Below are 22,962 nucleotides of genomic sequence, written 5' to 3' on the forward strand. Positions count from 1 at the left end.
AGAGAAAAGGCGTTCCATGACTCCATCAAGAGTTAGGAATGCCTTTTCGTGTTTTAGCTAACTAACACCATTCATGGCAGCGATCTGCAAGTGACTGCAATTCATTAAATAGAACACCAGCATGGTAGCCGTCGCAAACGGCGTGATGTAACTGAACGGACAAGGGAAGATAGACTCTATCGTTTTGTTGAACATATTTCCCCATCGTGAAAATGGGTAACAGGTAGGTTCCCTCATTGTAAATATTCAGATTAAACCCCGTAAAGCTTACCCAGGGAATACTGGAAACAGGAAACGTATTCGGCGGTTCATTGGGTTTAGCGACAAATTGCTTGAGGTCCTTGTAATTCTTCATATCTTCCATATAACGACTGTGGAACGTCTGGCAATCTTCATGGAATGCCGTCCAAATCGTGGAGAAACTTTTGTCGTCCTCATGAAAAATCGTATAGCTCGGAGACATAACGTCCCAGTAGCCCAACCTCCCCTCGGCATCAAAACAGGTCCGAAATTCCCTGTGTGTATTGACGACCTTAGAGATCATGTGAATAAGAGTTGGATAGAACTTCATGCCTTTAAGCTTAAGTTCGGCTATCAATAGGGTGATATCCACATTAGCAGTTATGCTGTAGGTACATCTGACCTGATTCAAATAGTGGTCAAAGTATGGCTTACGATCCCACTGATCTAACTCGATTGGATTAAACATATCGTTATAACCTCCTAAATTTGAATAATGCCTTCATTTAGGAGGTGTATTTGACTGATTTGACCATATCCTATCACATTCCCAGTATCGTATTTTTAGAAATTGATCCCTCTCAGTATAACATGATAAGGAAACGTATTCATATGAACTCATCGAGAAGAGTGGAGTATTCGGTGTTCATTTCCTGCCAGCCCTCGATCGGAGTTGCAAATCCCAATGTACACAGGGCGCTTAACATACCGGATCATGGATGCAAGGACAGAAGAAAAGATTCACCCGTTCCACCTCTAGGGTCCTAGGCAAGAAGAAGCAATTATGAGCAAAACTTTCAATCCGGTCTGACATAGGTTTATAATGGATATTGGCTGTTGAGCAAGTCGGCAGCCTTTTGTTATGAATTCAATTGTTTCAATCGATGTGTGCGTGGGTATGCGGGTTCGCGCAAGCCGGACAGGTAATTTTAGCCACTCGATGAAAAGCACTATATTTAACGACAAAATTAGAGTATGATTTTACAGCTATATGAGCTGGCAGGAAAGGTTACATCGGTTTCATCATTTGTAACTACTACTGTAAAGTATGAAGCTTATTTCGGGCGTATAATGCTAAACGTGAACTCACGAATGAATATAAAGAATATCGTAATGATTAAAACTTAATGGACAGGCAATACGTCTTCTTTATGTTGTAAATGAAAGATGGAAGGTGCAATACGTATGTTAATGACAACCAGAACGATCAGGAGTTCCTTTATGCCCCCAACACCAATGTTGTTGACTCACAGTAGCAAGGAGGGGCATGCATGTCACAATCTTTAAATAGTAAGAGACATATGAACGGACTTGACGGCTTACGAGCCATCGCTGTACTTGCGGTAATCGCGTATCATCTGAATTTGGATTTTATTCCGGGCGGACTGCTCGGTGTAGGTATATTTTTTGTTCTATCGGGATATTTGATTACAGATATTCTCGTGTCACAGTGGCAGGAACATGGACGCATTTCTCTCGGTGATTTCTGGGTAAGACGGGTAAGACGCCTGCTTCCAGGCATGCTGACCATGACAGCTGTGGTGATGATCTGGCTGGCCTGTTCAGATCCATCCCGGCTCGCTGCGCTGCGTGGTGACATCGTTTCGGGTGTATTATACATAAGCAATTGGTGGTATATCTTTCACAACGTTTCCTATTTCGAAAGTTTTGGCCCTCCATCTCCGTTTGGACATTTCTGGTCACTGGCTGTGGAAGAGCAATTTTATCTCTTATGGCCTCTTCTACTGATCGCAGCAATCGTAGTGTTCAAAAGAAAGGGATGGCTGGTCGTCTTCATTGTCGTCGCAGCTGAATTGTCTGCTGGCGCAATGGCCATCATGTATAATCCGGATCTGGACCCGAGCCGTGTATATTATGGAACAGACACGCGGGCATTTGCACTGCTGGCAGGTGCTGCTCTTGCCGTGGTGTGGCCTAGTCGCAAGCTGTCGAGCTCTCTGTCTGGCATGAACCAGCTTGTGCTTGATGTGTCGGGGCTGGCTGCTCTTGCTTTATTGATCTATATGATGCTGAACAGCAGTGAATACGATCCGTTTCTGTATCAAGGGGGTATGGTGCTTCAGGCTATCGCAACGACGTTGCTGGTAGCGGTATTGGCACACCCATCGTCTTTCCTGGCACGTATTATTGGAGCGAAGCCACTACGCTGGATCGGAGAGCGATCCTACGGATTATATCTGTGGCATTATCCGGTTATTATTTTAACGAATCCCGCGGTGGATACGGGAGGAGCGCATCCTGTGCGAATCATTTTACAGGTTGCTGCAACGGTTGTACTGGCCTCATTGTCCCTTAAATATATTGAAAACCCGATCCGGTACAACGGATTCCGCGATTCTTGGTCCCGTTTATGGGGAAGAGGGCGGTCATCGATCGGTATACGTAATGTATGGTGGAAGCGAGCGGGTCTGTTGATGACGATTCTGCTGTTGTCCTATACGGTATCTCAGATGATGGTCTCTCATGCAGCGAATTCCGACTCCCATTCGGTATCGATGTCCAACACATTGAATGGAGAGAATTCTGTAGCAGAGGAACAGGGGCAGGATGTTGTACCAGCTATTACAGCGACGTCAGGCTCTGGCCAAAAGAACGATGCTCATAGCCATAAACCGGAAGCGGGAACGAAAGATGATCCGGGGAAAAATGACAAGCCGACAGGAGAGTCTACTCCAGAATCGAAACCTGGCGACCAGAACGCTTATGCAAATCCAGGCAAGGATGGTCAGTCTGATGACAAGCCGGCTGATGACTCTGTGACTAACGAGAATGATACTCCGGACGACGCTGAAGTGAACCAATCTGATGGTACGGATGATGCACCTGATTCAGCTCAGGAACATGAAGAAACAGCTCCTCCTGCCGGGGATGGAAAGGTTCATTATACGGTCATTGGAGATTCCGTGATTTTGGATGCAAAACCGTATCTGGAGAAAAGCATATCGGGAGTTTACGTGGATGGACATGTCGGCCGTCAAATGTGGCAGGCTGGCGATGTATTGGAAGGCTTGAAGCGAAACAACCAAATGGGCAGCAAAGTGGTGCTGGAACTTGGGACAAATGGTTCCTTTAACTCCAAAAACTTGAATGCTGTGCTTGATGATCTGAAGGATGAAGATCAGGTATATCTGGTTACTGTGCGCGTGCCTCGTCCGTGGGAACGAACGGTGAACAGGGCTTTGAATGAGGCTGCATCCAAATACAGTAATGTCTCGCTGATTGATTGGAACAGTGCAAGTGAAGGACATGACGAATATTTTGAAAAAGATGGTGTGCATCTCACTACGCAAGGCTCCGAAGCTTTTGCAGAACTGGTGAAAAACAGTATCCAATAATCACTCCATTTACAATAAGATTTAGCACTTATACATTATATATGGCCTGGGTGTAAGCTACCGATGGCTACAACAAGAGAGAGCTCTCATGGTGAGAGCTCTTTTTATATGTTATGAACAATAAATCGGCAAAATAAGTTCTAACAGGGGAACCGATATTTTTCACCCCTGCATCCGTGGATCGTCACCTTACGATATGATAGCGTTACCATTTACAATAAGTGTAATCAAATCGCCAAGGGGGAATATAGAGATGTTGAAAAAATGGCTTTCGGGTTTTCTGGCAATAACATTGTTCTCCATTGTTCTTGCTGGCTGTACTGGCGGGGATACTTCAGAAGGAGGAAGCGGCAATGACAAAGTAACCGTCACTCTCTGGCACAACTGGACTGGACAGGATGCGAAGGCGGTTGCGATGCGCAAAATTATTGAAGATTTTCGCGCGGCGCATCCAGATATTGAAGTCGTGGATGAAGGTCTGCCGACAGATGGTCTCAAAACCCGGCTTCGCACGGTGGCGGCTGCCAACGAGATGCCAGATCTGTTCGTGATGTGGCCGGATGCCATGACCAAGGAATTTGTAAAAGGGGATCTGTTACAGCCCATTAATACAGAGCTGGACGCGAAGCCGGAGTGGAAAGATAATTTCATCCCGAATGCACTGGACGGATACACCGTGGACGGGAATATCTACTCCGTGCCCATGAATTTGGCACCGAGTTCCTTCATTTATTACAATGAAGCTCTTTTCAAGCAGTATAACGTGAAAGTGCCTGAGACGTGGGCGGAACTGGAACAAGCGATTGCTACATTTAATCAAAATAAAGTCATTCCCATGGCACTTGGTAACAAGGCCAACTGGGTAGCACAATCGACGATATTCAGTACACTGGCTGACCGGATTACTGGCACAGATTGGTTCCTGAAAGCTGCAGCACAAGAGGGTGCAAGCTTTACCGATCCACAATTTGTTGAAGCCTTGAACAAGATGCAGGAGCTTGGCAACACCAAAGCATTCCAAGATGGATTTAACAGTATCGATGAGACGCAGATGATGCAGCTTTATTTCCAAGGTAAGGCAGCGATGGTCATGAACGGCGGATGGGCCTTGGCGAACTTGGTGAACAATGCACCTGAAGAGGTATTGAACAACACCCATATTACGATTCTTCCTCCAGTGGACGGAGGTCAGGGTGAACCAAGAACAACATCCGGTGTTGTAGGAACCGGGCTGGGTGTAAGTAAAAAGCTGAGTGGTGCACAAAAAGAGGCAGCGATGGAGTTATTCTACGCGCTCGCAGGACCGGACGGTCAGAAGGCCACATTGGATAGCAGCACATTGGTGAGTTACAAGATTGATCTGGACAAAACCAAGGCGCATCCATTGTTCGTTGAGTTATATGATCTGATGCAGGAAGTGAAGATTACGCCAGTATACGATTCCAAGCTAGGATCGGCAACGGTTGAGGTGATTAATAATGCTTTGCAAGAGTTGCTTATGGGAGGTAAGGCCGAAGACATTGCGGCCAAAATACAGGCTGCTCAAGCCAATGCTGTTAGTCAGTGACATTCGTTAAACTAGACAGCGATTGCGATTGTACATCTTGACGATGAATTAACAATGAACTTATAACATCACATATGTGGCTGGTTATCCGTTAAAACCCCTTCCCGGCAGGGGAGGGGTTTTAAGTATAGGTGTAACTAGCTCATCGCAGGTTGGGAAAGGCATTCATGGAGGGGAAGTGAACAGATGAACGCACTGCGCAGTCGGCGTTTTATTATGCTGGGGCTGGCCCCAGCAGTCATCATTTATGCATTGTTTGTATTTGTACCGGTCGTGTGGTCAGCGTACTATGGGTTCTTCAACTGGTCCGGCATCGGGGCATCCAAATATATTGGTGTCGATAATTACATTGAGATCTGGCATGACCCTGTATTTTGGCGGGCACTGAAAAATAACGTTATCTTTGTGTTGGCGTCTGTATTTGGTCAAATTCCGTTAGCGCTGATGCTGGCGGTCATCTTACACAAGAGTAATCCATTGCAGCGGTTTCTGCGTTCAGCGGTATTTCTGCCGATGGTGTTATCCACTGTCGTTATCGGTATGATCTGGCAGTATATCTATCATCCGCAGATTGGGATATTGAACTTTCTGCTGGACGCACTTGGGCTGGAAAGTTGGAAGCTGCAATGGCTTTCCGATGACAAGATTGCAATTTTCTCATTGGTACCGCCGTTACTCTGGAGCTTTGTCGGGTTGTATCTGATCATCTTTATCTCGGCTCTGCAAAATATTCCCGGCGAGATTCATGATGCTGCCAAAATAGACGGTGCTTCAGGAATTCGGAAGCTGGTCTCGGTCTCTTTGCCGATGATCTGGGGAACGGTTCAGGTTGCGATCATTCTATGTATTTCGGGTAGCCTCAAATCATTCGATCTGGTCTACATCATGACCAAAGGTGGTCCGGCGCATGCCACAGAACTACTCGCTACGTATATGTACAATTCCACCTTTACCACATACCGTTATGGCTTCGGAAGTGCCATCTCGACAACCATCGTACTGATCTCGCTGCTGCTGATCGGAACAAGCCAGTGGGTAACCAGTCGCAAACGAAAAGAGAACCATTAGAGAGGGGGAACTGACATGCGCGCAACACCTGTAACCATGCCATCACCACGAAGTGGCTCGGATCATCCCATTCGACGTCTTCGCAGCGGAATTGTTTGGACGCTGCTGACGGTCTATGGTATTTTAACATTGTATCCGTTCTATTGGCTCGTGATTAGTGCGTTCAAAACGAATGAAGATTTCTATAGCAGGCCCTTCGGTCTGCCGGAAAACTGGAACGTCGCCAATTTCAGCAATGCATGGGAAAGCTCCAAGCTGGGAACCGCTTTTGGCAATTCACTCATTGTATCAGTTGGATCACTTATTCTGACGCTGTTTATTGCAGCGCTGGCTTCATTCATCCTGGCCCGTTTCCAGTTTCGCTGGAAAGGGTTAATCATGACGTTTTTCGTTGTAGGCATGCTCATTCCGATCCATAGTACACTTGTCCCTTTATTTATTCTAATGAAACAAATGTCCCTGCTAAATACGTACTGGGCATTAATCTTACCGTATACGGCCTTTGCATTGCCTACGGCTATTTTCGTGCTTACTGCCTATCTGACAAGTGTTCCACGTGATATTGAAGAGGCGGCTTTCATTGATGGAACAGGACTGTGGGGGCTGTTTACCCGAATCATGCTGCCTATGTCTGTCCCTGCGTTGTCGACGGTTACGATCCTGAGTTTCCTGCATGCGTGGAATGACTTTTCATTTGCGCTTGTGTTCATCAACAAAACCGGATTGAAAACGCTACCGCTGGCCATTGCGAACTTTGCGGATGGATATCAGACTGATTATGGATTAACGCTTGCTGCCATGACCCTGTCGGTCATTCCAACGATTATCCTGTATCTCATATTCCAGGAACAGGTTATGAAAGGCATGACAGCCGGAGCAGTCAAAGGGTAAACGAAAGCGCATCCAGAGGAGGAGAAACGTTTGGCACGCTGGCTCACATCTTCGTTACAAAGGAAGCTATCGGTTGTCGTGACGGCTTCAATGATTGTGCCATTGCTGGCCTTGGGCCTGTTCGCCTTTCTGATCTCTTCCCGCATCACAGAGCAAAAAACAAAACTGTCCGGCATGGATACGTTGAAGCAGGTGGAAGCCAATCTTCGTTACATGCTCCAGGATGCCGAGAACCTGTCCATTTTCCTGATTGGAGAACGGGATATTCAGCACTATCTTAGCCAAAATGAGGACCATGAGCTGGACCGGGTGGATATCCTGGGCAGAATGACCAATCTGGCTGCTTCCAAGAAATATATCGCCAACATCGCCATATATCCTGGACGTTTTGATGCCACATTATCTACTGCTACCTGGTATGAATCCAATAATTCAAACTTATCTTATCCACCTGTCCCGAGCGGAGAAGCGGTAAAAAAATGGACGGGGGTATATCCGGTTCAGAATTATGCGGGTATACAAAATGTAATCACATTGGTTCGACCGATCCGTAGTATTCATGATTATCGACCCATCGGCTGGCTGGCCATTAGTCTAGACGAGAAGGCAGTATCTAAGGGATGGGCCGCTCTGGGATTGGGTAGAGGAGAAGGCAGACTGGAACTCATCGGCAATACGGGAGAGATCTTGTCCTCGATGGACAAATCACGGCTTGGACTTAAGCTGGAGGATGTCGAACCAGGGGTCACACCGTTAGTTCAGGATGTTGGTAGTGGGACAACCACGTATGGTACTGGTGAAGATAAACGGACATTGCTCTATTATCCTGAAGAACTGACGGGTTGGACGTTGGTTGGAACGGTTCCATACGACCAGTATAAGTCTGAGAATCGCTACATCCTTATTCTAACCGGGTGTGCGGTTGCTATGTCTGCTGCGATCAGCGCTGGACTGGTCTGGTTTACCGTGCGGCGTGTGACGAGGCCCCTTCGTGTACTTACCCGGCATCTGTCTCGAATTGATCCGGAGCGCCCACTTCCTTTGTTTCGGTCTGAAAGTGATGACGAGATCGGCAGGCTTGGGCAGAGTTACAATCTGCTTGGTGCACATATTCAGCTGTTGAAGGAAGAGGTTATTCGAGGTGAAGCTCGCAAAAAAGAAGCGGATCTTCGAGTGCTTCAGGCGCAGATTAACCCACACTTTCTGTATAACACCCTTTCTTCGATTCACTGGATTGCCCTGATGTCTGAAGAGAAGAGAATCGCGGATATGGTTGAGGGCCTGAGTGATTTTCTGCGCATCAGTTTGAATAATGGTCAGGATTACTGTCCTGTGGAACAGGAGATTGCTCATATCCGTCATTATGTGCGTGTGCAGTCGATTCGTTTTCCGGATCAATTCGTGTTGCACTATATCGTAGATCCAGCGCTTGAGCAGCGAATGATGTTGAAGCTGTTGCTGCAACCGCTCGTTGAGAATGCGATGATTCATGGCATTCAGCCCAAAGCAGGTATGGGCACGATCACCGTTATGATTCGCAAGGATCCGGATAATGAACGGATGAATGTGCTGGTGCTGGATGATGGTATGGGCATGGAGCCGAACAGGCTGGACCAATTAAGGATAAGCATTAGGGAATGGAAAGGAAAACAGCCGGAAAGACACCTAAACCAAGGAGGTTATGGACTCTGCAATGTCAATGAGAGACTGCTGCTCCATTATGGACCGGATGCACAGCTCGAAGTGGACAGCAGGGTTGGTGGAGGTACCCGGATTTCGTTTTCCATTCCAATCTTGGAGGGATCGCCATGAGACTATTAATTGTTGATGATGAAGTGATTATTCGTACAGGGCTTGCCAGCGTCATCGCTTGGCCTGAACTTGGAATTGAACTTCTTCAACCTGCTGCTTCGGCAGAGGAGGCGTTAACACGCATGGCTGAGGAACGCCCACATATCCTGATGACGGATATCCGGATGACAGGCAGATCAGGTCTGGAACTGGCAGAAGAAGGCCTGCGATTGCTACCTGAGCTGGAGGTCATTATTTTATCCGGATACGATGACTTTTCTTATGCCCAGCAGGCAATTCGCCAAGGTGTTACAGATTATCTGCTCAAAACAAGCAAGCCGGAAGAGATCATCAAGACGGTGTTACAGGCCAAACAGCGGATCACGGAACGTTGGGCAGAGAAATCCAGAGAGGGACAGCTTATGCGGGAGAATCGAGAGCGGCTGTTTGCCGGATGGATCATTGATGGTGATATCGCATCTGGTGCTTGTCCTTCATTTTTACAGCCTGATGCTCTGAAGGCAGCAGTTGATGGCCTGGATGATGCACAGATGCTCAGACAAGTCATTGTTCTTCACGCAGAGGGTTGGGATCGATCCTCGGATGCACTATTACGATTTGCGGTGCAAAATACCCTGGAGGATGTGCTGCCTGGTGCCATTGCTCATGTAGAGAAACAGCAAATTATTGGTGTAGTTTCATGGCCGCCTGTAGAACAGGAGTATCTGTTCAGGCTGGAGACTGCATTACGTCGGGTGGAGCAATTATTGAAGTGCACCCTGCGCGCAGCAATAGGTCTGCCTGTTCTTGGATCTGCAGATCTGCACGAGAGCTACAGAACCGCTTCAGCTGCATTCCGATATCGAGGTTTGATAGACTATAAAATGTGGCATTATGAGCACGTTCAAGATCGCCAAGGTGGTAAAACCATACTTACGCACGAAGAGGAGACCACACTTGGTACCTTGCTGCTGGATAATGATTCGGTCACGTTAACGACTTGGACGCGAGAACTTGTGGCTAATCTTATGGCAGAACCGGAAGTCACGCCAGAATCGTTCAGTGCTTGTCTGCACTCTGCCGTCATTGCAGGTCATCGCTGGCTGACCCGCACGATGCGAGCCATAGGGCGGGAACAATCCGCAAGGCTCGAACCTTGGCAGCCGGAACCGGATGCCGAAGCTGTGGACCTCGGGGATATGCTATTCCACCATCTGTATGGTCTGATGCATATCTATCATAGCCGAATGGGGCAGGGACAGGCTGCACATGTGCAAAAGGCTATTGGTTATATTGAATCTTCATTGGCACAGGATATTAATTTACAGCAGGTAGCTGGACATGTTCATTTGCATCCAGGCCACCTCAGTGAACTGTTTAAAAAAGAAATGGGTGTGACCTTCGGTGATTTTGTCACCGATATGCGTATACGCAGAGCGATGGATATGCTCGCGGTGTCTCCAGCGAAGGTCAGTGAAGTCGCTGCCATCAGCGGCTATGAAGACGTAAAATATTTTAGCAGGCTGTTCAAAAAACATACTGGTAAGACCCCGAGTGAATATCGCGAGGAGGCATTGTCGTTCAAGCCTTCCGGAAGTTAGAAGTGAGCAGATAGCGAAGCCTGTTTTGTATTTCTGCAAACGTTTTCGATGTGACATTACTCAGGGCTCTTGGGGAGCGAGGGCATAAAGATGAAGATCCATAGTTCAAGTCAGGATTTATCGGGACAATGGAAGATACAGCATTTTGAAGTTGGAGAAAAGCGGGCAATGGATGTGGCAGCTGCTGCGCTGGATGATCGTTTCTGGATCGGGGCTGAGGTGCCCGGCGATGTACATTCCGCACTGGTGGAGCGCAGTATCATCGACCCGCCCTACTACGGTCATAATGATGCCAAAAGTCGCTGGATTGAGCAGAAGGAATGGTGGTACCGTACAACCTTTAATCTGGTCAGAGATGCAGAGACGGAGGAGCATTTTGAACTGGTGTTCGAAGGATTGGATACGTTTGCAACGGTCTACGTAAACGGCCATGAAGTTGGAAAAACGGCCAATATGCTCATGTCACATGCATTTGATGTAACGCCTCTGGTACGCAGCGGCTGGAATGCGATTGCTGTCAAGTTTGATCCGCTTCACCTGCATCATCGGGACAAGGAGACCTTCGACTGGTCCTCGTATACGAAGGAACGGCCATGGTTGCGCAAAGCGGCGATGAACTTTGGCTGGGACTGGGGTCCACGTATGGTTACGGTGGGCATTTGGGGTGCGGTAAGGCTGGAAAAACGAACAATCGCGAAGCTGGAAAGTGTGTATGCTCGAACGGAGTCAGTCAGTACAGAGCTGGCTGTCTTACGTATCACGGCGGATGTGAAGTCGGTCTTGTCTTACCGTAGCAGACAGAAACGTGAGCAGGCTGTGGTTGCGTCCTGTAATGTTCGTCTGCTGGATCGCAGCGGAAACGAGGTGGCAGGTGCCACTGAACTACCTGTAGAGGGTGGCAAGGCGGACACCACATTGAACGTTACGTCACCACAGTTATGGTGGACTCATGATCTGGGTGAGCCATACCTGTATACGCTGGAGGTTACATTGTATGCAGATGGCGTTGAGATGGATCGGTATAGCGAGCCTTATGGTTTACGAACGATTGAGTTGGCTCTTCACAATGAACGGGGTGAAGATGCATTTGCTTTTATTCTGAACGGAGTCAAAGTATACGCCAAGGGTGCCAACTGGATTCCAGCTGACCATCTGATCGGCGCCATCCCGAATTCACGGTATCGTGAGCTTGTCGAGTTGTCGGTGGAAGGGCATATGAACATGCTACGTGTCTGGGCCGGTGGTATATATGAGAAGGATGTCTTCTATGATGAGTGTGATCGGCAAGGGGTGTTGGTGTGGCAGGATTTTGCATTCGCTAATGCGCTGTTCCCGGATTTCAATCGTGATTTCATGGACAATGTACGGCAAGAGGTTGAGAATAATGTCCTGCGCCTGCGCAATCGTGCCTCTCTTGCCCTCTGGTGTGGGAATAATGAGATAGACTGGCTCTATGATATGAAGTCTGCAAGTGGAGATATTACCAGTCCGTTCTACGGTGAACTTATCTATCATGAGCTGATCCCTGAGGTGCTGGAACGACTGGATCTGTCTCGTCCGTACTGGCCTTCTTCTCCGTTCGGGGACAGCAATGGTCAGGATGCCAATGATCCGGATGTCGGGGACCGTCACAACTGGCAGGTATGGCATGGCTCGGTCTATCCGAGGAAACACGGAGAGCCACCGCTGCTGGACTACAGTATCGAAGGTGTTACATTCAAAAATTACAAAAACGATCATGCGCTGTTCAGCAGTGAATTCGGTATGCACGCCTCGGCGAATCGTTACACGCTGGAGAAAAATATGCCCATAGGGCAGTTTTACTGGGGCAGTCCAGAGATAGCCTACCGTAACAAGGATACCAATCACCAGAAAGGCATTCTGCTGATGGAAGGTTACACAGGCATTCCGCAAAATATAGAGGAGTACATGAACTATTCCATGCTGACTCAAGCAGAAGGATTGCGCTATGGGATTGAACATTTCCGGCGTATCAATCACCGTAACAGCGGAGCGCTCGTGTGGCAATTGAATGACAGCTGGCCGGGAACAAGCTGGTCCATGATCGACTATGAACTGCTGCCGAAGGCATCCTTTTATTATGGGAAAATATTCTTTCATCCTATCCTGTTGTCATTGGAACATGAGCCGGGTGAGCCGCTTGCGTTGTGGGTGGTGAACGATACACGGGACGTCTTGAAAGGCCAGTTACTGCTCAATGTCTATGATTTGCATGGAGAAAAGATCTATTCGAGCACACATGCTGTTGAAGTAAAATCTCAAACCTCACTGTGTATTGCTGAATTAACTGAGGCAGAGGTGCTACAGGGCAGACATGCGGAGGAAGTAATGGTTGAGTTGGTATCAGAAGGGTTTGCAGCGCCGATCAATCGGTACTTCTTACGTGATCCTAAAGACGTGACATTGCCGGAGTCTCAATTGAGTGTACATGTGAACGAAGAGGAACAGTCTGTAACGGTTACGGCCAGTAGTGCGATAGCACGATTGGTGAAGCTGGAGCTTCCCCTTGGGCGTGTCCGATATAGTGACAACTATTTCGATCTGCTCCCCGGTGAGAGCCGGACGGTAAGACTTCGTCATCCAGAGAAGTCATCTCTACCGCTGACGGAACTTCGAGTTAGTGCCATGAACGGCAGAGAAGGGTGATATAACAGATTTCTATTCTTATTCGAGATTTAGGTGGTATTCCTGATCAGGGATGCCACCTTTTTTTTGCTTTTGCACCAGATGAGAAGATACTGTCTTCGTTTCAGGCTTTTTTCCCTACTCCACAAGCGAAGCTTTCAGTCGGGTTCACATCCTAGCTCATTCGGGTTAGAATGATATAAAGAAATCGTTTTCAATAAGGAGGTGGATTCATGTCATTTGTCTTTTATCCGGGGATAATGATATTCTCTTTGATGTTAATCCTGTTGATCATTGGTATTGTATATATCGTTCGTAAAAGCAAACAAGTCCTGCGCCGCTTAAGCAATCTGGAGAAAGCGATATATGAAAAAGATAACATTTCGTCGTCCTATCCGAAGGACGTTGATGGTAATCAAGAAGGAGCATCCCGAGAGGACTCATTTGCTCCACGCAAACGAAAATGAAGATGGATAAGGATTACATATAAAAGAGTTTCAACAAGCCCAAAAGCCGATTCTTCTCCACGAGGAAGTGATCGGCTGTTTGGGCATTTGGGAGGTATTTGTATCCCACTTGAAGTTTAATCGGCTATTTTATCTGGTTTAACGGGTTTTAGAGAAAGGATTCATACCGCTGCTGGAAAGAGGATTCCATCTCCAATTGCCGTGCAAGTTGCTGTTGTACCTTTGCTCCGCGGATTGTCTGAAGCTCCTGAAGCAATGCAATGGACCCGAATTGATCGGCGGCAATTCGAACAAGTAGTTCCGAGAGCACGTCTGCGTCTTCGAGCGCGGCATTCAGTCCAAACGCACCGGTTGGCGTCATTGTATGAGCGGCATCCCCGATGAGCACAACATTGTCCTGTGCCCATGATTCGCAATAGCTGCTTTCAACAGATAACAGAACAAAATCACTCCAGCTCTGAATGTTGGTAGCTACAGAATCAGACAGGCAAGGAAAAGCAGATACAAGTTTTTCTACAAAAGGAGCAATCGGCTGCTCTCGCAGCTTGGAGTAAGCTCCCTCGGGAATGTTCCATCCGATCTGAACATAACCACCGAATTGTGAGAACAGCGCAAGCTGTTGCCCATCCATACTGGCCATCCGAACAGCTGGTTCCCAACCTACAGGTGCCGGAATACGTGCCCATAACAGGTCATATCCGTGCTTGCGAATCTCGGGAGTCAAACCGGAATGTTTGCGTACAGCAGAGTATCTGCCATCTGCACCGACAATAACAGATGCTTCAATGGAGGCAGGAACGCCGTTTTGCCGAATATTAATACCAACGGTCTTGCCGCTCTTGTCTCGTAACAAACCGGTCATGATGGTATTAAACAACACTTGTTCATTTGTACTGTGCTGCTGAGCGTGTGATACGATGGCTTCCAGGAGATGATTTTGGGGTACATGAATCCCGACATGAGATTCTCCATTACCTGGCGAAACGGTATGAATAATCTTTCCATTCTCCCAATACTGAATCTCTTCCAAGAGCAGCGCTCCACGTTCCTGGATGAGTGAATAGAGGCCGTGTTTACTTAGGATCGCTTCGCCGTCCACATTGAGTAACTCCCCGCGGAACGACTTGTGCAGGTGTGGTTGTCTCTCAATGAGAATCGTGGAGATTCCTTTTTGATTCAGCAGATAAGATAGCAAAGCACCGCCAGGACCTGCGCCGACGATGCAAACATCCGTTTTTAATGGTGATTGTAAATTCTGATTCATATGCATAAGTCCCTTGCAATATATTGTTAACGCTTTATTTACTTTATAACAACAGATTTATTAAAATCATTAAGTAACTAAAAGTAACTTAAAGATATAGATTATTATAATCAAACCCATCGCAAGAAAGCAAGAGGTCTATGGCAAAATAAAACACACGTCCTCCCGTCAAGTATAGGATATACCAAACAAGCGCATTTTTCACAAACATAATAGTGTAAATATGTTACAATAAACGGTAGGTTATGATGAAAGGCAGGAGGAACGTTTATGAGCCCGGATACGGAGCGAAACTCTCAATTGGCAAATGTAGATCAATTGTTGGAGGCCTTCTTCAGATATAAAAATAAAGTGTTGGATCAGCAGCAGAAGACCGAAACCAACTGCAAACTGAATCCGACAAAAAGTCATATATTGGGCATGATTTTACGTGAAAAACGCTGCATGGCGGTGGATGTGGCCAGACAACTCAGTTTGTCTTCCGGCGCAACCACCATTGTACTGAATCAGCTGGAAACGGAAGGGTTGATCCAGCGGGTGCGCAGTGAAGAAGATCGTAGAATTGTGTGGCTGTCCCTAACGGATGAGGGAACGCAGCTCGCCAAGACACTTAATGCGAATCGCGGCCGAATGACGTGGGAATTGTTGCAAGCACTTTCCGAGGAAGAGCAACAGCAGATGTTCGGTATGCTGAAGAAAATTGAGCTGAAACTGCTGGAGAACATGAAGTCGTTTGAGCAGATTAATCGGTAGTCCATATATGACTTGATGGTTTGAAGACGTCAGTCTTCATGAGTTCGTCCCTATTTGCGGGGGGATGAACCTTGAAGACTGGCGTTTTTGAGTTGGTTTACAAATGAAAGCGAACCAAATGGTCGGTCATGCCTTCCTGGATCAAAATCTCCTTTTGCTTGCTGCCCATCAGGTCAAAGTGGGGGAATGGCTGCCGCCGATGAATGTATCGCGGGTCCAGTCCATGATCGTTACACCAACGCTCCAGACGTTCCAGATCTGCGCAGCCGACTTTGGTTACACTGGTGATGCCAGGAAATCGATTGTCAATCCAGAAATGAGTAAGGTAGGCAATCTCACCACGAGCCACTTGTTCTTTCCACGCAGCCAGCTCCTGTCGTTTAATTCCAAATGCCATAGATGCAAGTTCCTTTCCAAACGGGTATTGTCCTGAGCATATTGTAACATCTTATATACAGAATCCATCAGAATTCTTCAATCTATATAATTTGAACTAAAAATTATTTACACTGACACTACGATGACAGAATAACCTTCCAATCGCTGTTATCCCCAGATTTTTTGATTCCCTTTTCCGAAGGGGAAAATCCGGGGATAGCGTATGCTTCCGATGCAGCTTTCTTTCAGAAAGCTTTTAGGCGAGCGCTTCGCTTTTTCAGGTTTTTTCTGTCCTCTCCGTTGTCGTGTAAATGATTAGTTCAACTTATTTAGACTAGTCTGATTCCAGTTGAATGGGTATATGAATATGACAACATTTTTATAACAAAGTCTGGATTATGTTAAAATAAACCTATACAACAAAGGTTTCACCACTTCTATAGCGGAAAGGGATTGTCATCATGGAAATATTTATTGCCGTACTTGTCTTACTGGTGCTAATCGGTTTATCGAACATCCTGAACCGGTTTGTACCTTTTATTCCCGTTCCGCTCATTCAAATCGTGCTTGGTGTAGCTATAGCTCTACTTCCTGCAGGGGTACACTTGCCGTTGAATCCGGAATTGTTTTTTGTGCTTTTCATCGCACCTTTGTTATATAACGATGGTAAGCGAACACCAAGGAATGAGTTATGGAATTTGCGTGCACCGATACTTCTGCTTGCGCTAGGGCTTGTATTTGTGACCGTCGTCGTGGCAGGGTATGCCATTCACTGGCTGATTCCTTCGATTCCGTTACCCGCTGCTTTTGCTCTTGCAGCCATACTGTCCCCGACAGATGCTGTGGCCGTTGGCGCCATGGCGGGCCGGGTACATCTGCCCAAAGGCATACATAGGCTTCTTGAGGGTGAAGCGTTAATGAATGATGCATCCGGCCTGGTGGCCTTCAAATTCGCGATTGCAGCCACGGTTACAGGTGTATTTTCCCTGGCGAATGCAACCTTCAGTTTTATTCTGATTGCGATTGGCGGGCTTCTTGTCGGGGCCTTGTTATCTTTTCTGTTAATCAGACTAGGGGTATGGATCCGTAGACTGGGCATGGAAGATGTAACCATTCACATGCTGCTGCAAATTCTGACTCCGTTTGTCATCTATCTGGTGAGTGAAGAGATTGGGGTATCGGGCATTTTAGCGGTCGTAGCGGGTGGCATCATTCACGCCATTGAACGTGACCGCGCAGAATCGGTTCAGTTGAAGATGCAGGTGGTATCTGCGAGCACATGGTCTGTCATTTTATTCATCCTGAACGGTCTGGTGTTCGTCATTCTGGGCGTACAGGTCCCGGATGTGCTGAGTACCATTTTTGAAAATGTCTCGTTTAATAATCTGCAGGTGTTGGGATATGTAGGCTTGATCTCAGTGCTTCTGCTAATCCTGCGCTTTCTCTGGATCTATCTGTTCTGGCAGGGGAATGAATTGCTGCGTACCAAATCCTCTATTGGCAGACCGCGATTGAAGGAAATTACGATTATTTCCCTCTCCGGCGTGCGGGGAGCTGTGACATTGGCGGGTGCCTTTTCCATTCCCTACGTGCTTCAGGATGGATCGCCTTTCCCTGAGAGGGATTTGATCATTTTCCTGGCAGCAGGGGTTATTCTCTTCTCCCTGATTGCTGCAAGTGTGTTTCTTCCGGTTCTGGCTAAGGATGATGGTAAATCCACAGAAGAAACACCGCAGAAGTCAGAACGGAAAGCACATGACATTATGCTGAATGCGGCAATCCGAGCTGTCAAATCTGAAATGAACGATGAGAACAAAGCTGCGGCACTGGCGGTCGTCTCCGACTTGTCCAAGTACATTAGACAGGCTGCAGGTCAGCTGACCGCCGGTAAGCTCAAAGATATTCAAAAACAAGAAACAGCCATCAACCTGATTGCCACTCGTGCCGAGCGTAAAGAAATCGAAGTGATGCTGGACGAAAATGCGATTGCTTCTGATGCGGCCTTCAAATGTGACAGCTGGCTGGATCGTAAGGAAATGATGCTGGCGAATCGCACCAACACTCAGATCATGACTTCGATCAGCGAGATCGGGCGTGTGTTAGGACATCTGTTCACCAATCGATCCCAGAAACCGAACCAACCATTTATGCTTGAAAATGCAGAACTGTTCCGTCAGGTGAAGCTGCGCACCTCTGAAGCGGCAATTAAGGCCATTCGTGCCCATATGAATGATGGGAATCGAGTCGTGGCGTTGTCGGTTATTGCCAAGTATGAGCGAGTAATTGCCAAATTGCGCACCTGGAACCAGGGCATAACGGAAGATCCGTTCAATCAGGAGAAGCTCGAATTGCAGATGGTGGCGATTCAGGAACAGCGCAATACGGTGCAACAGCTGTATGAGAACGGCGAAATTAATCGTGATGTAGCTGCTAAATTGCGCCGGTTTATCAACGATGTGGAAGCGACTGCGTTAAAAAACACCTAATCCGACAAACCCGATATTTTAAATATGCTATAGCGTTTGATATAATATGTAACAAGCAACACGCATCATTGCAAAAATGTACTTATATCGATCAGTGAAGGAGAGATGAGACATGGCAGAACAACAAATTCGGTTGGGCAAGACGGATCTGATCGTGAATCCCATTGGACTGGGTGCGAATGCAGTAGGAGGACATAATATCTATCCTGACATGCTGAATGATGAGACGGGGAAGGAAGTGGTTCGTACAGCCTTGAAACAAGGCATTAACTTTGTGGATACGGCGTACATCTATGGACCGGAGCATTCCGAACGACTGATCGGTGAAGTGTTGAGGGAAACCGGTCAACGTCAGAATACGATTATTGCAACCAAGGCGGCCCATAAATTTGTAGATGGCAAGATTGTCGTGGATAACTCACCTGCTTTCCTGAAAGCGGCTGTAGATGAAGCTTTGAAACGTCTGCAAACCGATTACATTGATCTGTTCTACATTCACTTTCCGGATGAACATACGCCGAAGGATGAAGCAGTAGACACGTTAAAACGGTTGAAAGACGCTGGCAAAATCCGGGCCATTGGCGTATCCAACTTCTCCATCGATCAGTTGCGTGAAGCCAATAAGGACGGGCATGTAGACGTACTGCAATCTGAATATAATCTGTTCAAAAGAGAAGCGGAGAAAGAGCTGTTGCCGTATACAGCTGAGCATGACATTTCTTTTGTTCCTTACTTCCCTCTGGCAGCGGGGCTGCTGGGCGGTAAATATAATCGTGATACCACATTCCAGGATGGACGCGCGAAGAATCCGCTGTTCACAGGTCAGGCTTTCATTGAAAATCTGGATAAAGTAGAACAACTGCGCAGCATTGCACAGTCCAAGGATGTTGAGGTCGCTCATCTGGTTCTGGCCTGGTACCTGACCCAGCCTTCCATTGATGCACTGATTCCGGGCGCCAAGAAACCGGAGCAGGTTATTAATAATCTGAAAACATTGAATGTAGAGCTAACTGCTGACGAAATCGCCGTTGTGGATCAGATCTTTCGTTAATTAGTTCGGGTGAATCGGGAAATGCTAACAGGGAGTTTACGTATGAAGACAAAGTGAGGACACAACATGAACCTGAAGGCAGCCCGATTCATCGGATTGTTCACGCTGATTATTGTGCTGGGCAGCAGTTCTGCGTATGCGAAGCCTGTACAGAAGAACCGTCAGTATTATGAGGAACGAGGAGAGATCGTGTGGGAGGTTCCCACACAGGATAAACTCATCGCCCTGACGTTTGATGATGGACCAGATCCGATTCAGACCCCGCAGATTCTGGCGTTGCTCCAGCAATATCAAGCCAAAGGAACCTTTTTTGTACTTGGAAAATGGGCAGAAAAATTTCCTGAACTGATTAGGCAGGAGCAGCTCGAAGGGCATGAAATCGCCAATCATACGTATGCGCACACGTATGCAGTCCGATCAACAGGCGCGGATAAGTACATGAACGATATGAACGCAGCGGAAAGTTCCATCATTGAAGCAGGTGCGGAGCGTCCTTTGTTGTTCAGGCCACCGGGCGGCTACTACAATGACATGGTCATTCAGGCTGCCAAACAAAAAGGGTATACCATTGTCCTTTGGTCATGGCATCAGGATACACGCGACTGGGCTTCTCCAGGTGTATCGGCTATCGTTAACAAAGTGTTGAAGAACGCACGTAATGGGGATATTGTACTTTTTCACGATAAGGTGGAAGGCAAGTCGCATACGATAGCAGCACTTAAAACGATTCTGCCTAAACTGCAGCAGCAGGGATATCGATTTGTGACGGTATCTGAACTACTTGCTGTGAAGGCACGCGAAGCCGCGAAGGATGGAACTTCACCTTCGTCTTTGTTGAAACATGTACAGCCCTGAACATGACATTTGAATCAAAAGCCGCTGGCATCGATATAAAGGGACCAGCGGTTTTTTTATATTGCTCTCCCATATGTCTCCATATAAATATAGAACTAGAAGTAGGAGGTTGTTGTCCGCATAGCTTTCGTTTTGAAACCAAAACGTCTACAATAGATGGAGCTTTGTGATTAAGGGTTATATAGTATACATGATATGAATTACAACATAGAGGGAGTGAATATGATGAATGGACAACAACGAGTAAATATTAAACCAGGTCTGGAAGTGGACATCGTGCTGAAGCAGGATCAAGCTACAGGCAAGCTGACACGTGGCATTGTGAAGGATCTGTTAACCAAGTCCCCTACGCATCCACACGGAATCAAAGTACGACTGACGAGCGGCCAAGTAGGACGTGTGAAACAGGTCATTGCAGGAGGCTCGAACTAACTGTGGTCAAAAGCGGGGAGATGATCACTACCGCAGATGTAATGGCCCATCTATCTACAGGTAACGAACGTCAGCAGGACGCAAACCGTTTGTTAAAGAGCAGTGGACTGCTTGATATATTAGCTGACTACCACCCGTATCCGGCAGGTACAGTACCGATTGATATTGATATTCCGGGCAGTGATCTGGATCTACTGTGTTATGCAGAGGATCTGGATGCCTTTGTAGCTGATATACACAATCGAATCGGAGCCGTTGCTGAGTTTCAATGTGTACGTGGTGGGGATATTCCAGACCAACGTCCTTATGTGACTTGTAATTTGCAAGTGGGACATTGGCCTATGGAGATTTTTGCCCAATCCGTTCCAGTTAACAGGCAGAATGCATACCTACATATGATCGTGGAGTGGAGATTGTTACAACTGTGGGGAGACGCGGGACACCGTGAGATCCACAGACTGAAACAGGCAGGGTGGAAGACGGAGCCTGCTTTCGCTTCTGTACTTGGACTACGGGGAGATCCCTATGTGGACATGCTGCATTTGGCAGAGATGAAGCGTGAAGATCTCTGGAACTGGGCACGTTCACGCACGTCTTTTTAAACGGTTTAACCTAACCTTTGGTCAGATCAGAAAGATGGCTAAAATCGTCGTTACCGCGAGTCCCAGCAGCACAGGCTTCAGGTTGCGTCTTGCAAGTTCAAAAGGACTGACTCCGCAGATCGCAGCAGCAGGAATCAATGCCCATGGAATCAAGGTTCCGCCACCTACCCATATGGCTGCGACCTGACCGAGTGCGGTCAGCACAGGAGCGGAATCTGCCGACCCTGCAAACATGGACGCAATCGAGCCAACCAGGGAAATCCCTGAGAATCCCGAACCATCCATCCCCGTGACTGCTCCGGTCACCGTCATTGTAATGGCTCCCACCGTATCATTCAGTGGCACCAGTCCAGCAAGTGCAACCCCGAGATCATTCACGATTCCGTGTGAACCTTCAGGAAGTGGATTGTGGAACAACTCCGTAATGGCAGCATCCCCCAGATAAAAGAACGCGGCTATCGGAATAACCGGGCCGAATACCTTGAAACCGAACTGAAATCCTTCTATTAAATAGTTGGTCGTTTCTTCTGGTCCCGCATGTCGATGTGCGGCCAGGGTGACAGCGATCAGTATAACCACAGCAGTCCCGCCAATCAGAGCTGTTGCGTCACCACCTTGCAGCTTCAATACAAACATCAGAATCACATCCACTGCGAATAACAGAGGGATAAGCAGAGCGAATGCTTTTTGCAAACGGGGTGACATGGCTTGACGTTCGACTGACAGATTGCCAGGTAGAGAAGTAGACACAGCCTCTGACGAGGAGGGAGGTACCGTTGTCACTGTACCTGATTTCATCTCTTTGCGCAGCATCCAGAAGGCTGTAAGTGTAGATACCGTTCCCATGACAATGACCAGAGGTATGCTGGCCGTCATGACGGAAGTAACCGGTATACCCGCCGCATCAGCTGTAAGTTTGGGAGCCCCCTGAATAATGTAATCCCCTGACAGTGCAATCCCATGTCCGAACAGGTTCATCGCAATGGCAGCTCCGATCGGAGGGAGCCCTACACGTACCGCTACAGGAAGCAGTACAGCACCAACCAGGGCTACCGCCGGAGAAGGCCAGAAAAAGAGCGATACGACCATCATGATCAGTCCAATCCCCCAATATGCCACCTGAGGAGAACGGATAAACCGGGTGACAGGTGTCACCATGACTTCATTAATGCCAGTTCTGATCAGAACACGGCTCATCGCCACAATGATCGAGATGATGAAGATCGTACTTAGCAATTCTTTCGTCGCATAGATAAAACTGCTGAAGATCCCAGCGACTGACCCGCTTAAGGTTTCCGTTGCCAGAAGTCCAATGGTCATAATACCCGCGACACAGATGATGGTGGTGTCCCTGCGCCGGATCATTACCGCAATGATCAAGACGATAAATGCCAGGTAGACATAGTGTAACGCAGTGAGTTGAATATTCATCGAACAGGCCTCCCTACATCCTGGTGACAAACCCGAGGAGTGATATATCGTATGCATGTCAAGATCGGGCGTTCGTGGAGTTC

General features: G+C 47.4%; 18 protein-coding genes. 14 read left to right on the plus strand and 4 right to left on the minus strand.

Going from position 1 to position 22,962, the window contains the following annotated elements:
- Positions 1–61 precede the first annotated feature (61 nt).
- Entirely contained in the window at positions 62–709 is a 648-nt protein-coding gene (catA, locus tag PAHA3_RS04680; RefSeq protein WP_062833680.1) for a type A chloramphenicol O-acetyltransferase, read from the minus strand.
- A gap of 802 nt (positions 710–1,511) precedes the next feature.
- Between catA and PAHA3_RS04685 the strand changes: the two genes are divergently transcribed.
- From PAHA3_RS04685 to PAHA3_RS04720, 8 genes are all read left to right on the plus strand, one after another.
- On the plus strand, positions 1,512–3,596 hold the full coding sequence (locus tag PAHA3_RS04685; RefSeq protein ID WP_062833681.1) for an acyltransferase family protein: 2,085 nt from the start codon (positions 1,512–1,514) through the stop codon (positions 3,594–3,596).
- Between the two features lie 253 nt (positions 3,597–3,849).
- A complete protein-coding gene (locus PAHA3_RS04690) occupies positions 3,850–5,163 on the plus strand; it encodes an extracellular solute-binding protein (RefSeq protein ID WP_062833682.1) in 1,314 nt (437 codons plus the stop codon).
- A 186-nt stretch (positions 5,164–5,349) separates the two neighbouring features.
- Complete coding sequence (locus PAHA3_RS04695) at positions 5,350–6,231, plus strand: carbohydrate ABC transporter permease (RefSeq protein ID WP_062833683.1); 882 nt, start codon at positions 5,350–5,352, stop codon at positions 6,229–6,231.
- A 15-nt stretch (positions 6,232–6,246) separates the two neighbouring features.
- The gene (locus tag PAHA3_RS04700) at positions 6,247–7,122 is read left to right on the plus strand and encodes a carbohydrate ABC transporter permease (protein WP_062833684.1); all 876 of its coding nucleotides are present in this window, start codon (positions 6,247–6,249) and stop codon (positions 7,120–7,122) included.
- Between the two features lie 30 nt (positions 7,123–7,152).
- Entirely contained in the window at positions 7,153–8,934 is a 1,782-nt protein-coding gene (locus PAHA3_RS04705; RefSeq protein WP_062833685.1) for a cache domain-containing sensor histidine kinase, read from the plus strand.
- Positions 8,931–10,514 (plus strand): helix-turn-helix domain-containing protein, encoded by a 1,584-nt coding sequence (locus PAHA3_RS04710; RefSeq protein WP_062833686.1) that lies wholly within the window; start codon positions 8,931–8,933, stop codon positions 10,512–10,514. The genes PAHA3_RS04705 and PAHA3_RS04710 overlap by 4 nt, the downstream gene beginning before the upstream one ends.
- 90 nt (positions 10,515–10,604) lie before the next feature.
- Entirely contained in the window at positions 10,605–13,181 is a 2,577-nt protein-coding gene (locus tag PAHA3_RS04715; RefSeq protein WP_062833687.1) for a beta-mannosidase, read from the plus strand.
- 212 nt (positions 13,182–13,393) lie between these two features.
- Positions 13,394–13,627, plus strand: a complete 234-nt coding sequence (locus PAHA3_RS04720) for a hypothetical protein (RefSeq protein ID WP_062833688.1) — start codon at positions 13,394–13,396, stop codon at positions 13,625–13,627.
- 148 nt (positions 13,628–13,775) lie between these two features.
- Here the strand turns inward: PAHA3_RS04720 and PAHA3_RS04725 are convergent, their stop codons facing one another.
- Entirely contained in the window at positions 13,776–14,891 is a 1,116-nt protein-coding gene (locus PAHA3_RS04725) for an FAD-dependent monooxygenase (RefSeq protein ID WP_062833689.1), read from the minus strand.
- Positions 14,892–15,161: 270 nt separating this feature from the next.
- On the opposite strand from PAHA3_RS04725, the gene PAHA3_RS04730 reads away from it, so the two are divergent.
- A complete protein-coding gene (locus PAHA3_RS04730; RefSeq protein ID WP_062833690.1) occupies positions 15,162–15,644 on the plus strand; it encodes a MarR family winged helix-turn-helix transcriptional regulator in 483 nt (160 codons plus the stop codon).
- Between the two features lie 97 nt (positions 15,645–15,741).
- Here PAHA3_RS04730 and PAHA3_RS04735 read toward each other — a convergent pair whose 3' ends face one another.
- A complete protein-coding gene (locus tag PAHA3_RS04735) occupies positions 15,742–16,041 on the minus strand; it encodes a hypothetical protein (RefSeq protein WP_062833691.1) in 300 nt (99 codons plus the stop codon).
- A 442-nt stretch (positions 16,042–16,483) separates the two neighbouring features.
- On the opposite strand from PAHA3_RS04735, the gene PAHA3_RS04740 reads away from it, so the two are divergent.
- From PAHA3_RS04740 to PAHA3_RS04760, 5 genes are all read left to right on the plus strand, one after another.
- Complete coding sequence (locus PAHA3_RS04740; protein ID WP_062833692.1) at positions 16,484–18,508, plus strand: Na+/H+ antiporter; 2,025 nt, start codon at positions 16,484–16,486, stop codon at positions 18,506–18,508.
- A 112-nt stretch (positions 18,509–18,620) separates the two neighbouring features.
- Positions 18,621–19,559, plus strand: coding sequence for an aldo/keto reductase (locus PAHA3_RS04745; protein WP_062833693.1), 939 nt, complete (start codon positions 18,621–18,623; stop codon positions 19,557–19,559).
- 66 nt (positions 19,560–19,625) lie between these two features.
- Positions 19,626–20,414: a polysaccharide deacetylase family protein gene (locus PAHA3_RS04750; protein WP_062833694.1), complete on the plus strand. Its 789-nt coding sequence runs from the start codon at positions 19,626–19,628 to the stop codon at positions 20,412–20,414.
- Positions 20,415–20,639: 225 nt separating this feature from the next.
- Positions 20,640–20,846: a YwbE family protein gene (locus PAHA3_RS04755; protein WP_062835973.1), complete on the plus strand. Its 207-nt coding sequence runs from the start codon at positions 20,640–20,642 to the stop codon at positions 20,844–20,846.
- A gap of 2 nt (positions 20,847–20,848) precedes the next feature.
- Positions 20,849–21,448: a DUF4269 domain-containing protein gene (locus PAHA3_RS04760; RefSeq protein ID WP_062833695.1), complete on the plus strand. Its 600-nt coding sequence runs from the start codon at positions 20,849–20,851 to the stop codon at positions 21,446–21,448.
- 21 nt (positions 21,449–21,469) lie between these two features.
- Here PAHA3_RS04760 and PAHA3_RS04765 read toward each other — a convergent pair whose 3' ends face one another.
- Positions 21,470–22,879 (minus strand): hypothetical protein, encoded by a 1,410-nt coding sequence (locus tag PAHA3_RS04765; protein ID WP_062833696.1) that lies wholly within the window; start codon positions 22,877–22,879, stop codon positions 21,470–21,472.
- Between the last annotated feature and the right edge of the window lie 83 nt (positions 22,880–22,962).

This window comes from Paenibacillus amylolyticus (assembly GCF_001570725.1).
Taxonomy (GTDB): Bacteria; Bacillota; Bacilli; order Paenibacillales; family Paenibacillaceae; genus Paenibacillus; species Paenibacillus amylolyticus_A.

Excerpts from the sequence above, each read along its gene's own strand:
- catA (WP_062833680.1), bottom strand. The coding sequence starts at position 709 with ATGTTTAATCCAATCGAGTTAGATCAGTGGGATCGTAAGCCATACTTT.
- PAHA3_RS04685 (WP_062833681.1), top strand. The coding sequence starts at position 1,512 with ATGTCACAATCTTTAAATAGTAAGAGACATATGAACGGACTTGACGGC.
- PAHA3_RS04690 (WP_062833682.1), top strand. The coding sequence starts at position 3,850 with ATGTTGAAAAAATGGCTTTCGGGTTTTCTGGCAATAACATTGTTCTCC.
- PAHA3_RS04695 (WP_062833683.1), top strand. The coding sequence starts at position 5,350 with ATGAACGCACTGCGCAGTCGGCGTTTTATTATGCTGGGGCTGGCCCCA.
- PAHA3_RS04700 (WP_062833684.1), top strand. The coding sequence starts at position 6,247 with ATGCGCGCAACACCTGTAACCATGCCATCACCACGAAGTGGCTCGGAT.
- PAHA3_RS04710 (WP_062833686.1), top strand. The coding sequence starts at position 8,931 with ATGAGACTATTAATTGTTGATGATGAAGTGATTATTCGTACAGGGCTT.
- PAHA3_RS04715 (WP_062833687.1), top strand. The coding sequence starts at position 10,605 with ATGAAGATCCATAGTTCAAGTCAGGATTTATCGGGACAATGGAAGATA.
- PAHA3_RS04720 (WP_062833688.1), top strand. The coding sequence starts at position 13,394 with ATGTCATTTGTCTTTTATCCGGGGATAATGATATTCTCTTTGATGTTA.
- PAHA3_RS04725 (WP_062833689.1), bottom strand. The coding sequence starts at position 14,891 with ATGAATCAGAATTTACAATCACCATTAAAAACGGATGTTTGCATCGTC.
- PAHA3_RS04730 (WP_062833690.1), top strand. The coding sequence starts at position 15,162 with ATGAGCCCGGATACGGAGCGAAACTCTCAATTGGCAAATGTAGATCAA.
- PAHA3_RS04735 (WP_062833691.1), bottom strand. The coding sequence starts at position 16,041 with ATGGCATTTGGAATTAAACGACAGGAGCTGGCTGCGTGGAAAGAACAA.
- PAHA3_RS04740 (WP_062833692.1), top strand. The coding sequence starts at position 16,484 with ATGGAAATATTTATTGCCGTACTTGTCTTACTGGTGCTAATCGGTTTA.
- PAHA3_RS04745 (WP_062833693.1), top strand. The coding sequence starts at position 18,621 with ATGGCAGAACAACAAATTCGGTTGGGCAAGACGGATCTGATCGTGAAT.
- PAHA3_RS04750 (WP_062833694.1), top strand. The coding sequence starts at position 19,626 with ATGAACCTGAAGGCAGCCCGATTCATCGGATTGTTCACGCTGATTATT.
- PAHA3_RS04755 (WP_062835973.1), top strand. The coding sequence starts at position 20,640 with ATGAATGGACAACAACGAGTAAATATTAAACCAGGTCTGGAAGTGGAC.
- PAHA3_RS04765 (WP_062833696.1), bottom strand. The coding sequence starts at position 22,879 with ATGAATATTCAACTCACTGCGTTACACTATGTCTACCTGGCATTTATC.